The organism is Streptomyces sp. NPDC015532 (assembly GCF_043078065.1).
GTDB lineage: Bacteria > Actinomycetota > Actinomycetes > Streptomycetales > Streptomycetaceae > Streptomyces.
Map to the genome: position 1 here is coordinate 491,402 of NZ_JBIBSY010000005.1, position 12,976 is coordinate 504,377.

Consider the following 12,976-nt stretch of genomic DNA (forward strand, 5'->3'; position numbering starts at 1 on the left):
GCCCTACCCGTAGTACCTGAGACGGACTCCCAAGGACCCTCCTCGCAGGTGACGACCCCGCCCCCCACCGGGCCCTACCGTTTCGAACGTGACCGAGACGACCCAGACGCAGACCGCGTCCCCGCCCTCCGGTGGTGCCGGGGCCAAGCCCCGCAGCCCGGAGTACCGCCTCGCCGCGGACGCCGTGCGCGGCCTGCGGCAGGACATGTTCCACGACGCCTTCGCCTACCGCCCGCTTCGCCGCATGCGCACGGACGGCCCCATCACCCGCCGCCTCCCGGGAAACCTGCGCGCGTACGCGGCCTGGACCCCGCACGCGACGGTGGCCGCGGCGGGCCTGCTGGCCATGGCCGCGGGCTCCACCAGCGCCGGCGGCCCCGGCGACGGCTCGGTCGTGTCCCTGCTGTGCGGGCTCCTCGCCCTGCTCCCGGTCCTGGCGACCCTCGTCCGTCCGATCGGCGCCTTCTGGTTCTCGATCGCGGCGGTCCCGGTCGTCGCCGTGTTCGACGGCGCATGGGGCGACTGGCCGTGGGCGCCCGGCAGTTTCCTGGCGCATGTCACCGTACTGACGGTCGTCGCCCTGCGGTCGCGCCCTCGCGTCGCGGCCTGGATGTGGCTGCTGACGGCGGCTTACGGCCTCATGGCCGAGACGTTCTTCGGCGGGGGCTACAGCACCGACACGTTCCCCCTCCTCTTCGTCTCGGCCCTCGCCCTGCTGATCGTCACGGTCCTGAACATCCGCAGGGAGGCCGAGCAGGAGGTGACGGCCCACCAGTCGGAGACGGCCCAGGAGCGGTCCCGGCGCACACTGCTCGAAGAGCGCACGACGATCGCCCGCGAACTGCACGACGTGGTCGCGCACCACATGTCGGTCGTCGCCATCCAGGCGGAGGCGGCGCCCTACCGGGTGGAGAACCCGCCCCCGGAGCTGGAGCAGGCGTTCGTCACGATCCGGGAGAACGCGGTGGCGGCGCTCACCGAACTGCGCCGGGTGCTGGGCGTGGTCAGGGCCGAGGACTACGAGGCGCCGGACGCGCCGCAGCCCACCCTCGCCGATCTGGACGGGCTCCTCGCCAACGTGCGGGAAGCGGGTCTGACCGTGGAGAAGACGGTCACCGGCGCGGTGCGCGAACTTCCGCAGGGCGTCGAACTGTCGGCGTACCGGATAGTCCAGGAGGCCCTCAGCAACACCCTGCGGCACGCGCCGGGAGCGTCGGCCCGCGTCGAGATCGGTTATGTCCTCGGCGGCCTCGGCCTGCGCATAGTCAACGGCCCCGCGCCGGTGACGAACCTGGAGAAGTCCACACACGGCGCGGGGCACGGCATCACGGGCATGCGCGAGCGGGTCACGATGCTGGACGGAGAGATGACGACGGGCGCCATGGACGACGGAGGGTACGAGGTGGCGGTGTTCCTGCCGGTGCCGTCGGGGGAGGAGAGCGGATGACGGGCGGTACGGGTCGCGCGATCCGCGTGCTGATCGCCGACGACCAGATGATGGTCCGCGAGGGCTTCTCCGTGCTGCTCGGCGCGATGCCGGACATCGAGGTGGTCGGGGAGGCGGTCAACGGCCGGGAGGCGGTCGAGCGGGTCCGTGAACTCCAGCCCGACGTCGTGCTGATGGACATCCGCATGCCGGAGATGAACGGCATCGACGCGACCCGGGAGATCGTCGCCGCGGACGGTGCCGCGAAGGTGCTGGTGCTGACGACGTTCGATCTCGACGAGTACGTGTACCAGGCGTTGCGCGCGGGGGCGTCCGGTTTCCTGCTCAAGGACGCCTCGGCCCGCCAGCTCGCCGACGGGGTGAGGGTCGTGTCGGCGGGGGAGGCGCTGCTCGCCCCCTCGGTCACCAAGCGGCTGATCACGGAGTTCTCCAAGCTCGCGGAGGAGCCCCGGCTGTCGGCGACGGCACCCGGGGCGTACGGGGATCTCACCGACCGGGAGACGGAGGTGCTGGTGCTGATCGCGCAGGGGCTGTCGAACGCGGAGATCGCCGAGCGGCTCGTCGTCGCGGAGTCGACGATCAAGACCCATGTGAGCCGCATCCTGGTGAAACTGGGCCTGCGGGACCGGACACAGGCCGCGGTGTTCGCCTACGAGGCCCGCCTGGTCACCCCCAGATGACGGCGGCCGGCGTCCGCGGAGCGGGGTCGGCCCTGGTCAGCGGGGGGTGGGGCGGGCTAGCGTCCGTTCATGGCAGCTTTGGAGAGTTCGCGGGCCTTCGACCCGTGGGATCCGGCCTTCGTGGCGGACCCCTACCCGGCGTACGAGGAACTGCGTGCGCGGGGCCGGGTGCACTACTACGAGCCGACGAACCAGTGGCTGGTGCCGCACCACGCGGACGTGTCGGCCCTGCTGCGGGACCGCCGGCTGGGCCGGACGTATCAGCACCGTTTCACGCATGAGGACTTCGGGCGGACGGCACCGCCGCCGGAGCACGAGCCGTTCCATGTGCTCAACGACCACGGGATGCTCGACCTGGAGCCTCCGGACCACACGCGGATCCGGCGGCTGGTGTCGAAGGCGTTCACGCCCCGCACGGTCGAGCGGCTGAAGCCGTACGTGGAGGGGCTGGCGGCTGAGCTGGTGGACCGGCTGGTTCAGGCGGGCGGCGGGGACCTGCTGACCGATGTGGCGGAGCCGCTGCCGGTGTCGGTGATCGCGGAGATGCTGGGTGTCCCGGAGTCCGAACGGGCGCCGTTGCGGCCCTGGTCGGCGGACATCTGCGGGATGTACGAACTGAACCCGTCCGAGGAGGTGGCGCGGAGGGCGGTGCGGGCGTCGGTGGAGTTCACCGAGTACCTGCGGGGGCTGATCGAGGCCCGCCGCAAGGAGCCCGGGGACGATCTGATCTCGGGGCTCATCGCGGCGTACGACGAGGGTGACCGGCTCACCGAGCAGGAGATGATCTCCACCTGTGTGCTGCTGCTGAACGCCGGGCACGAGGCGACGGTCAACTCGACGGTGACCGGCTGGTGGACCCTGTTCCGGCATCCCGGGCAGTTGGAGACGCTGCGGGCGGACCACTCGCTGATCCCGACGGCGGTGGAGGAGCTGATGCGCTACGACACGCCGCTCCAGCTGTTCGAGCGGTGGGTGCTGGACGACATCGAGATCGACGGTACGACGGTTCCGCGCGGTGCGGAGATCGCGATGCTCTTCGGTTCCGCGAACCGTGACGCCGAGGTGTTCGCGGACCCGGAGACGCTGGACCTGTCCCGGGCGGAGAACCCGCACATCTCCTTCAGCGCGGGTATCCACTACTGCATCGGCGCGCCGCTCGCCCGGCTCGAACTGGCCGCGTCCATGAGCGCGCTCCTGACCAAGGCCCCCGGTCTCCGGCTCGCCCAGGAGCCGGTCCGCAAGCCGAACTTCGTGATCCGCGGACTGGAGAGCCTGCCGGTGGAGGTCTGACCTCCCTCACCGCTCCCGTCCGGCGGCGCGACCCGCCCCGGCAGGTCGCGCCGCCGGACCTCTCAGGCCGCCAGGTCGCGGCGGCGCAGGGACACCAGTCCCGCCGCGGTCAGGGTCGCCGCGATCGCGGTGAGGGCGAGGACCGGTGTCCAGGCCATGTCCCCGCCCGGCAGTTTCGGCAGGTGGCCGAACGGCGAGAGGTCCATGACGGCCTGCGGGATCTTCAGGGCGGGGCCGATCCAGCCGAGGAGGAGGGCGAGGCCCGCCGCGGCCCAGGCACCGGGGGCGATCCGGGGGGAGAGGCCGTACAGCAGGACGGCGAGGCCGCCCAGGGTCCAGACCGCCGGGACCTGGACCAGGCAGGCGCCGAGGATGGCGCCGAGCCCGGCGCCGTAGCCGAGAGCGAGGCCGAGCCCGCCGAGCAGCATGATGAGGACCGTGCCGCCGAAGGCGAGGACGAGGTGTCCGCCGGCCCAGCGCAGCCGCCCGACGGCGGCGGCGAGCAGGGGTTCGGCGCGCTGCGAGGTCTCCTCGCCGTGCAGCCGCAGTACGGAGGCGACGATGTAGAGCGCGGCGACCATGCCCAGCATGTTCACCATGGCGGCGAGGAACGCGTCGGTGATCCCGGCCTGCCCGCCCATCCGCTCGATGATCTCGCGGGTCTTGGCGTTCTCGCCGACCAGGTCCGCGGCCCCCTTCGTGATGCCGCCGAACGCGGCGCCCGCCGCGAGGAAACCGAGACTCCAGCCGAGCACCGCGCCGCGCTGGAGACGCCAGGCCAGCGCCCCGGCCGTGCCGAGGCGTCCGGTCGCGGGTCCCGGCCGGGTGGGCAGGAAGCTCATGCCCACGTCGCGCCGCCCGGCGAGCGCGTAGGCCGCGGCGCCCTGGACGGCGACGGCGGCGGCGAACAGCGGCAGGACCCACCAGCGTTCGTCCGCGAAGGCGCGGACGTTCTCCAGCCAGCCCACCGGTGAGATCCAGGTCAGCGCCGACGAGCCGTCGTCGGTCGCGGAGTCGCCCGCCGCCCTGAGGACGAAGGCGGCGCCGATCAGCCCGCCCGTCAGTCCCTTGGCCAGCCGCGCGCTCTCCGTCACCTGGGCGACGATCGCGGCCATGGTCGCGAAGACCATCCCGGTCGCGCCGATCGCGAGCCCCAGTGCCAGGGCCCCGGCACCGCCCTGTCCGGCGAGGCCGACCGTGATGAGGAGGGCGAGGACGCCGTTGGCGACGAGCGCCGCGAGCAGGGCGGCGGTCAGCGGTGCCCGCCGCCCGACCATCGCGGCGGAGACGAGTTCCTGGCGTCCGCTCTCCTCCTCCTCCCGGGTGTGCCGGACGACGACGACCAGGCTCATGACGGCGGCGAGGACGCCGGCGTAGGCGCCGATGCGCCAGGCGGTGAGTCCGCCGAGCGAGTCGCTGAACACCGGCCCGTACATGGCGCGCAGGGAGCTGTTGGTGAGCATCTGCCCGGCCAGGGAGGCGCGTTCGGCGGGGGTGCTGTAGACGGTCTTCAGCGAGGCCGGCAGGGAGAGCACCGTCAGAGCGGTCACGCCGATCCACAGCGGCATCATCACGCGGTCGCGGCGCAGCGCGAAGCGCAGCAGGGTTCCGGTGCCGGCCAGGGGGCGGGAGCCGCCGACGCGTGCGGCGAAGGTGCCGGCGGTCGTGGCGGTCATCGGGCCATCGCCCCTTCCCCGGATCCGTCGGCCGGTACGTCGTCCTGGTAGTGCCGCAGGAACAGCTCCTCCAGGGTCGGCGGGGTCGAGGTCAGGGACCGTACGCCGGAGTCGGTCAGGGACCGCAGGACGGCGTTGAGTCTGTCGCCGTCGACGTGGAACCTGACCCGGCAGCGGACGCCGTCCTGCCGGACCCCGGTGTCCTGGACGTCCAGTTCGTGGACTCCGGGCAGGGACGCCAGTCCGTCGGGCGGTCCGGTGAGTTCGGCGGTGACGCTGGTGCGGGTGAGGTGGCGCAGGTCGGCGAGGGAGCCGCTCTCGACGGTCCGGCCCTTGCGGATGATGCTGACGCGGTCGCAGAGTTCCTCGACCTCGCTCAGGATGTGCGAGGACAGCAGGATCGTGCGGCCCCGGTCGCGTTCCTCCCGGACGCACTTCTGGAAGACCTCTTCCATCAGCGGGTCGAGGCCGGAGGTCGGCTCGTCCAGGATGAGCACGTCGACGTCGGAGGCGAAGGCGGCGACGAGGGCGACCTTCTGGCGGTTGCCCTTCGAGTAGGTGCGCCCCTTCTTGGTGGGGTCGAGTTCGAAGCGCTCGATCAGTTCGGCGCGCCGCGCCGGGTCGAGGCCGCCGGTCCGCCCGCCGCCCGGTCCGCCGCGCCGGGAGCGGCCCCCGTCGTGCAGCCGCCCGTAGAGATCGATGACCTCACCGCCCGAGAGGTTGCGCCACAGGGTGACGTCTCCGGGGACGTAGGCGACCCGGCGGTGCAGTTCGACGGCGTCCGCCCACGGGTCCATGTCCAGCATCCGGGCCGTCCCGGAGTCGGCGCGCAGCAGGCCGAGCAGGACCCGGATGGTGGTGGACTTCCCGGAGCCGTTGGGGCCGAGGAAGCCGTGCACCTCACCGGCCTCGGCCTCCAGGTCCAGGCCGTCCAGTGCGTGCGTCCTGCCGAACGACTTGTGCAGTCCGGCGACGCTGATTGCCTTCGTCATGGCCCGAACGTACGCTTCTTTCAGAAATTTGTGAAGTTAAGGAAACGTATAAATCCTGGCTACACTCGACGTCGACGCGTGAGCAGGGGAGATGATCGACAGATGGCGGAACCGAGTGCGGCGCGGCGGGATCCGGAGGCGGTCTCGCAGTTCGTCGAGGGCTTCGCGGCCCAGCTCGTCGAGGCCGGCATGCAGCGGATGCCCGCCCGCGTCTTCGCCGCCCTGCTGGCCTCCGACTCCGGTGCCATGAGCTCCGCCGAACTCGGCGAACAGCTCCAGGTCAGCCCGGCCGCCGTCTCCGGCGCGGTGCGCTATCTCGCGCAGCAGCACATGGTCTCGCGCGAGCGTGAGCCGGGCTCACGGCGCGAGCGGTACCGCGTGCACAGCAACCAGTGGTACGAGGCGCTGACCAACCGGGACGCGGTGCTCAAGCGCTGGGAACTCGCCCTGCGGGCCGGTGTCGACTCCCTCGGTTCCACGACCCCCGCCGGGCGGCGGCTCTCCGAGACCCTCGCGTTCTTCGAGTTCATCGACGGTGAGATCGCCGCGATGATGGAACGCTGGCGCGCCCACCGCGAGACGCTGTTCGGCGACAACGCCTGACCACCGGGCGCTCCCCGTTCCGTCAGGGGGTGACCGGCAGGATCGGGGCGGGTGTGGACGGCAGGGTCAGGCCCCAGGCGGACTCCCGTACCGTCCACGTCCGGGTCCGCACGGGGCCGCTCACCACCGAGTCCGCGCCGTAGCGGAAGTCGGCGCCGGAGACGGTGACCTTGTGGCCCAGCAGCCGCAGGGGCGCGGACCCGGTCCCCACGGACACCCCGCGGACCTCGATCTCGGCACCGGTGCCCGAGCCCCCCGGTGTCACGGACACGGTTTCCACGGGCTGGTCCAGGTCCACCACGCACACCCCGTCGACCTCGATCCGCAGCCGGGAGGGCCCCGTCGCCGGCGCGGAGGCGAGCCGGGACGGCCGGGAGGCGAGGGTCCGTACCAAGGACTGGCAGGTGCGCAGCCACGGATGCGCGCCGACGTCCTCCCCGGGCGCTCCCGCCGGCACCGGAGCGGTGGGCCGGGAGGGCAGCGAGGGGATGCGCAGCGCGCCGAGCACCACACCGTCACTGTCGTCCACGAGCAGGTCGAGCCGTCGTTCGGCCCCGTCGAGGACCGCCCTGGCCGCCGCGACCGTCCCCATCGGCACCCCGAGCGAACGGGACAGCGACAGCGCACCGCCCACGGGCACGAAGGACAGCGCGCACCCGGCGAGTTCCCGCCGCCGGTGCAAAAGGGACACCGCCCGCAGAAGGGCGCCGTCGTCGCCGATGACGACGGGTCGGCGCGCACCCCGGCGGATCAGCGCCCGAGCGAATTCCTCGGGCCCCTCCGGGAGGCACACCTTCGTCGCCGCACCCGCGCTGAGCACGTCTTTCGCGATCCGGACGGACTCGCCGTCCGTCCGTCGGGCGACCGGGTCGATGACCACCAGGAGCTGGTCGGAAGCCGCCACCTCGGTCCTGCCTCGCTTCCTCGGGTAGCATCTTTCTGCAAGAGCCCCTTGCGCCTTTGCGCCAGGGGCTTCGTCTATTCCGGGGCATCCGGTCCGACGGTCGCGGCCAATGGTGGTCGCCGGTGTACGCAGCCGTAGCCACAACCGGCCACGTACGTCCCCGACCTTGGACATGCCCCGCCCGGAAGGGGTGTACGCCTGTGCCCGCACTTGTGCTGCTCGGTGCTCAGTGGGGTGACGAAGGCAAGGGAAAGGCCACCGATCTGCTCGGTGGATCCGTGGACTATGTGGTGCGCTATCAGGGCGGCAACAACGCCGGCCATACGGTAGTCGTGGGCGACCAGAAATACGCTCTCCACCTCCTCCCTTCCGGAATCCTCACGCCGGAGTGCACTCCGGTGATCGGCAACGGAGTCGTCGTGGACCCGTCCGTCCTGTTCTCCGAGCTGAACGGACTGAACGAGCGCGGCGTCGACACCTCCAAGCTGCTGATCAGCGGAAACGCTCACATCATCACGCCTTACAACGTCACTGTCGACAAGGTGACGGAACGCTTCCTCGGAAAGCGGAAGATCGGCACCACCGGGCGCGGGATCGGCCCGACCTACGCGGACAAGATCAACCGTGTGGGCATCCGCGTCCAGGACCTCTACGACGAGTCGATCCTCGTCCAGAAGGTCGAGGCGGCGCTGGAGGTCAAGAACCAGCTGCTCACCAAGCTCTACAACCGCCGCGCCATCGAGGCTAGCCAGGTCGTCGAGGAGCTGCTGGGCTACGCGGACCGGCTCAAGCCGTACGTCGCGGACACCGTCCTGATCCTCAACCAGGCGCTGGAGCAGGACAAGGTCGTGCTCTTCGAGGGTGGCCAGGGCACGCTCCTGGACATCGACCACGGCACGTATCCGTTCGTGACGTCGTCGAACCCGACCGCGGGCGGCGCCTGCACGGGTGCCGGTGTCGGCCCGACCAAGATCAGCCGGGTCATCGGCATCCTCAAGGCGTACACCACCCGGGTCGGCTCGGGTCCGTTCCCGACCGAGCTCTTCGACGCGGACGGCGAGGCGCTGCGGCGCATCGGCCACGAGCGCGGTGTGACGACCGGCCGTGACCGGCGCTGCGGCTGGTTCGACGCGGTCATCGCCCGCTACGCGACCCGCGTGAACGGTCTGACCGACTTCTTCCTCACCAAGCTGGACGTCCTGACCGGCTGGGAGGAGATCCCGGTCTGCGTGGCGTACGAGATCGACGGCAAGCGCGTCGAGGAACTCCCGTACTCCCAGACCGACTTCCACCACGCGAAGCCGATCTACGAGACCCTCCCCGGCTGGTCGGAGGACATCACCAAGGCGAAGACCTTCGCGGATCTCCCGAAGAACGCGCAGGACTACGTGAAGGCGCTGGAGGAGATGTCGGGCGCCCCGATCTCCGCGATCGGCGTCGGACCGGGCCGCACCGAGACGATCGAGATCAACTCGTTCATCTAGTACGGAGCATCCGGTAGTACGGAGCATCCGGTAGTACGGAACCTCCGGTAGTACGGAACCTCCGGCGCGGAGGATCCGGCACTGAGCGAGAACGGTTCGTTCCACGAGTGCGCCCCCGGCCGACATCCGGGGGCGTACCCGTACCTGGGGAGCCGGCCTCAGCGCGAGGTCAGTCTCCACAGGTGGTCGGCGGTGCCGTTGTCGTCCCACTGGAGGACCTGGGCGCCGGTGGAGGTGCTCATGCCGTTCACGCCGAGCAGCAGACCGCTGTTGTAGTTGGCGATCTTGTAGGAGCCGTCACCGGCCGGGATCAGCTGCCAGAGGTGGTCGGCCGTGCCGTTGTCCGCCCAGATCAGGGCGGTGCCGCCGGCCGCCGTGCTCGCGTTCGTGATGCCGAGCAGCAGGCCGCTCGCCTTGTTGGTGATCTTGTAGAGGCCGGATCCGGCCGAGGAGAGGGTCCACGACTGCCCGGCCCCGGTGGAGGACGTGGCCTGGACGACCGCCGTGCCCTGGGCCGTGCCCGCGCTCTGGGTGTCCAGGGCGAGGGAGCTGTTCCTGTTGGTGATCTGGTAGGTCCCGGCGAGCGAGGTGGAGCTGCCGCTGGGGGTGATGACCAGGTGGTAGCCGTCCGCGGCGTTCATGGCCACGGGCACGGTGACGGACCCGTTCGAGACGGGGTAGTCGGCCTCCGAGATCGTGTACGGGGCCGCCACGGCCGTGGTGCGGCCCTTGGACGGGGTGTACTCCAGCTTGGCGTGCACCGTGGAGCCGAACGCGGACAGCGAGCCCAGGCCCTTGACCGTCACGGCCGTCGAGCCCGTGCCGCCGCCGAAGACGACACTGATCTGCCGGCCGTCCCCGGTGCGGGACGCGGCCCCGTCGATGCCCGTCTGGGCCGGGGGTGTCGTGGGGACCATGCTGCCCGACATGTCGCCGTACCACCTGTAGAGCCAGTACGAGCCGTTGGGCGATCCCCCGGTGTCGGTGAGGGTGTCGCCGAGGGTGCCGTAGTGGTTCCAGAAGGCGAGCTCGGCGTCCCGGACACCCGTCCGCTCGAACTTGGCGACATAGCCGACGAGTGAACCCGGTATGCCCATCTCGGCCGGCGTGCCGTACTCCTCGATGGAGATCGGGCGCGGGCTGATGCCGAGGCCGCTCTCCAGGGCGCGGTACGCCGCGATGTGCGCCGCGATGTCCTGGGAGCCCTGGAGTTCGTGCCAGGCGATGATGTCGGGGACGGTGCCGGCGGCCTTGGCGGTGGTGAGGAACGTGCTCATCCAGCTCTGGTTCCACGCCGAATGACTGGGCCCCTGGATCGGCGTGGTGGTGTCCTTGGCGCGGACCTCCTTGAAGGTGCGCGTCCAACCGGCCTCGAACGTACCGGCGTTCGCGGTGTCCCAGGTCCAGTCGGGTTCGTTCCACAGCTCGTAGGCGCGGATGTTCGTGGCGGAGGAGGCCTTGACCGACGCGATCTGGGTGTCCACGGCGGACAGCCAGTTGCTCCAGCTCACCCACTTGTAGGGGAAGTTCGGGTACCAGTCGGGCATCCGGACGACGACCCCGGCGCCGGCCCGCGCGGCCTTGGAGGCCACCTTCAGAGCGTCGCCCCCGGGAGCGGGTTCGCCGTTGGGGAGCTGGGAACCACCGGGCGCCATCTGCACGAAGGTGTTCGGCTTGAGCGGGGTGACCAGGCTGTCGGCCGGGGTGCTCGCGTCGGCGAGGCCGTACAGGCTGCCGCTCGCCGCGTGGGTCACGGAGCGGAGGGTCTGGTCGGCGTTGACGATCAGGGTCGTGGCCGCGGTGGGGGCGGCCTGGGCGGGGGGCGCGGCGAGCAGGGCGGTGGTGGCCAGGGCGACGGCGCCCAGGGTGGCCAAGGCGCGGGCGCGGCGGTGTCCAGCGGTCGGGGGCGGTACGGCGGTGGGGGTGGCTGTCGGGATGATGCGTAACGTCCGGGTCGTGCGGCCTGAGCGGCTCGTGCGGCTCATGGTGGAGCCTCCTGGAGGTGGGAGCGGGGAACGCCTGCTCAGTCCTTCACGGCGCCCGCGGTCACACCCGCGGCCACATAACGTTGTGCTAGGACGAGCAGGACAGTGGCGGGGACCGACGCGACGACGGCGGTGGCCATGATCGCGTTCCATTCCTGGTTGTTGTTGCCGATGTAGTGGTAGATGCCGAGGGTGATGGGGCGCATGTCGCCGCCGCCGTCGAGGGTGTTGGCGAAGACGAAGTCGGACCAGGCCCACAGGAAGGCGAAGAGCGAGACCGTGACGATCGCGTTGCGGCTCACCGGAAGGACGACGGAGCGGAAGATCCGCCAGGTGCCCGCGCCGTCGATCCGGGCCGCGGAGATGAGTTCGCCGGGGATGCCCGCCATGAAGGCGGCGAAGATCATGACGCCGAACGGCACGGAGATGGTGGAGTCCGCGACGATCAGGCCCCACCAGGAGTCGATCAGTCCGAGGTCGAGGAAGAACCCGTAGAAGCCCATCGCCATGACGATCCCCGGGATCATCTGGGCGACCAGGAGCGCGAGTCTGAGCGGGCCCGCGCCGGGCGGGCGCAGCCGGGCGAGGGAGTAGCCCGCCGGTGCCGCGAGTGCCAGCGTGAGGGCGACCGTGCCGAGGCCGATGAGCAGGCTGGTGCCCAGGTAGGGCAACTGGTCGTTCAGGACGGCTCGGTAGCCCTCGAACGTGGGGTGCAGCGGGAACAGGCCGGGCGGGCTCTTGCGCATGTCCCGCTGCGGGGTGAGGGACACGTTCAGCATCCAGTACACCGGGAAGAGCATGAGAGCGGTGAGGGCGACGCCGATCACGGTGTGACGGCGGCCGGTCGTACGGGACTTCACGGCTCCTGCCTCCTCTGGACGCGGATGTGCAGCAGCCCGAAGGCGAGGGCGATGACGATCAGGATGTTGCCGACGGCGGCGCCGGGGCCGAACTTGGGCAGCAGGGTGCCGAATCCGAGCTGGTAGGACCAGGTCGCCAGGGTGGACGAGGAGTCGCCGGGGCCGCCCTTGGTCATGATCCATATCAGGTCGAAGACCTTGAGGGTGTAGACGAGACCGAGTAGCAGCGTGATCGCCGAGACCGGGCGCAGCAGCGGGAACGTGACGCGGCGGAACTGCTGCCAGGTGCCCGCTCCGTCCAGGGCGGCGGCCTCGTAGAGCTCGGCGGGGATGTTCTGGAGGCCGCTGTACAGGATGACCAGGTTGAAGGGGATGCCGATCCAGATGTTGGCGACGATGACCGAGGTCAGCGCCCAGTGCGGTGAGGTGAGCCAGCCGACGGGGTCGACGCCGATCAGATGCAGGGCGTAATTCACCACGCCGGACTCGCTGTTGAACATCCAGGACCAGGTCGACGCCGACACGATCAGCGGCAGCAGCCAGGGGATCAGGAACAGTGCCCGCAGGGTGGGCGCCAGCGGGAAACGGCGGTTGAAGAAGACGGCGAGGGCCAGTCCGGCGGCGTACTGGACGGCGATGGAGGCGAAGGTGAAGATCATGGTGTGCCGCATCGCCGGGGCGAAGGACGGGTCGTCCAGGACCGTGCGGAAGTTGTCCCAGCCGGTGAAGGGGGCGTCGCCCGCGACGAAGGACCTGACCGTGTAGTCGCGCAGGCTCAGGTCGAGGTTGCGGTAGAGGGGATAGGCGTAGAACGCGGCGAGGTAGGCGGCCAGCGGGGCGAGGAAGGCCAGCGCCGTCAGCCGGCTCCGGCGGTGGTGGTGGGTGAGCATGCGGAGGCCTCTGCGGTTTTCCGGGTGCGGTGCGGTGCGGTGCGTGCGGGTGTGTTGTGGGGCGGGGCCGTGCCGGTGCATCAGCCCGTCGCCGTTGGGTGAGGGGTGGGCGTCGGTGGCGACGGGCATCGATGTACCGGCGCGGCCCCTCGCGTCGGATCCCGG

Annotated in this window: 11 protein-coding genes; 5 read left to right on the forward strand and 6 right to left on the reverse strand. The window is 70.9% G+C overall.

Annotation, left to right across the window (positions count from 1 at the left end):
• The first annotated feature begins 88 nt into the window (after positions 1-88).
• The 3 genes from ACF07B_RS19775 to ACF07B_RS19785 all read left to right on the forward strand — a co-directional run bounded on the left by ACF07B_RS19775 (position 89) and on the right by ACF07B_RS19785 (position 3,417).
• Complete coding sequence (locus ACF07B_RS19775) at positions 89-1,447, forward strand: sensor histidine kinase (RefSeq protein ID WP_392179814.1); 1,359 nt, start codon at positions 89-91, stop codon at positions 1,445-1,447.
• Positions 1,444-2,127, forward strand: a complete 684-nt coding sequence (locus tag ACF07B_RS19780; RefSeq protein WP_392179815.1) for a response regulator — start codon at positions 1,444-1,446, stop codon at positions 2,125-2,127. Before ACF07B_RS19775 ends, ACF07B_RS19780 begins: the two co-directional genes overlap by 4 nt.
• A gap of 69 nt (positions 2,128-2,196) precedes the next feature.
• Entirely contained in the window at positions 2,197-3,417 is a 1,221-nt protein-coding gene (locus ACF07B_RS19785; RefSeq protein WP_392179816.1) for a cytochrome P450, read from the forward strand.
• A gap of 62 nt (positions 3,418-3,479) precedes the next feature.
• Here ACF07B_RS19785 and ACF07B_RS19790 read toward each other — a convergent pair whose 3' ends face one another.
• Together ACF07B_RS19790 and ACF07B_RS19795 are read right to left on the reverse strand one after the other, a co-directional pair.
• A complete protein-coding gene (locus ACF07B_RS19790; RefSeq protein WP_392179817.1) occupies positions 3,480-5,093 on the reverse strand; it encodes an ABC transporter permease in 1,614 nt (537 codons plus the stop codon).
• Positions 5,090-6,085 carry an ATP-binding cassette domain-containing protein gene (locus ACF07B_RS19795; protein WP_392179818.1) on the reverse strand — a complete coding sequence of 332 codons (996 nt, stop codon included), beginning with the start codon at positions 6,083-6,085 and terminating at the stop codon, positions 5,090-5,092. Before ACF07B_RS19795 ends, ACF07B_RS19790 begins: the two co-directional genes overlap by 4 nt.
• Positions 6,086-6,187: 102 nt before the next feature.
• On the opposite strand from ACF07B_RS19795, the gene ACF07B_RS19800 reads away from it, so the two are divergent.
• Positions 6,188-6,688 (forward strand): GbsR/MarR family transcriptional regulator, encoded by a 501-nt coding sequence (locus tag ACF07B_RS19800; protein ID WP_369481035.1) that lies wholly within the window; start codon positions 6,188-6,190, stop codon positions 6,686-6,688.
• A gap of 22 nt (positions 6,689-6,710) precedes the next feature.
• On the opposite strand, the gene ACF07B_RS19805 is transcribed toward ACF07B_RS19800, so the two are convergent.
• Positions 6,711-7,592 (reverse strand): diacylglycerol kinase family protein, encoded by an 882-nt coding sequence (locus ACF07B_RS19805; protein WP_392179819.1) that lies wholly within the window; start codon positions 7,590-7,592, stop codon positions 6,711-6,713.
• A gap of 200 nt (positions 7,593-7,792) precedes the next feature.
• Here ACF07B_RS19805 and ACF07B_RS19810 point away from each other — a divergent pair, with 200 nt between their 5' ends.
• Complete coding sequence (locus tag ACF07B_RS19810) at positions 7,793-9,076, forward strand: adenylosuccinate synthase (RefSeq protein ID WP_326786530.1); 1,284 nt, start codon at positions 7,793-7,795, stop codon at positions 9,074-9,076.
• A gap of 158 nt (positions 9,077-9,234) precedes the next feature.
• On the opposite strand, the gene ACF07B_RS19815 is transcribed toward ACF07B_RS19810, so the two are convergent.
• From ACF07B_RS19815 to ACF07B_RS19825, 3 genes are read right to left on the reverse strand one after another with little or no spacing between them, the layout of a single operon-like run.
• Positions 9,235-11,061, reverse strand: a complete 1,827-nt coding sequence (locus ACF07B_RS19815; protein ID WP_392179820.1) for an RICIN domain-containing protein — start codon at positions 11,059-11,061, stop codon at positions 9,235-9,237.
• Between the two features lie 38 nt (positions 11,062-11,099).
• Positions 11,100-11,921, reverse strand: coding sequence for a carbohydrate ABC transporter permease (locus ACF07B_RS19820; protein ID WP_392179821.1), 822 nt, complete (start codon positions 11,919-11,921; stop codon positions 11,100-11,102).
• A complete protein-coding gene (locus tag ACF07B_RS19825) occupies positions 11,918-12,940 on the reverse strand; it encodes a carbohydrate ABC transporter permease (protein ID WP_392179822.1) in 1,023 nt (340 codons plus the stop codon). Before ACF07B_RS19825 ends, ACF07B_RS19820 begins: the two co-directional genes overlap by 4 nt.
• Between the last annotated feature and the right edge of the window lie 36 nt (positions 12,941-12,976).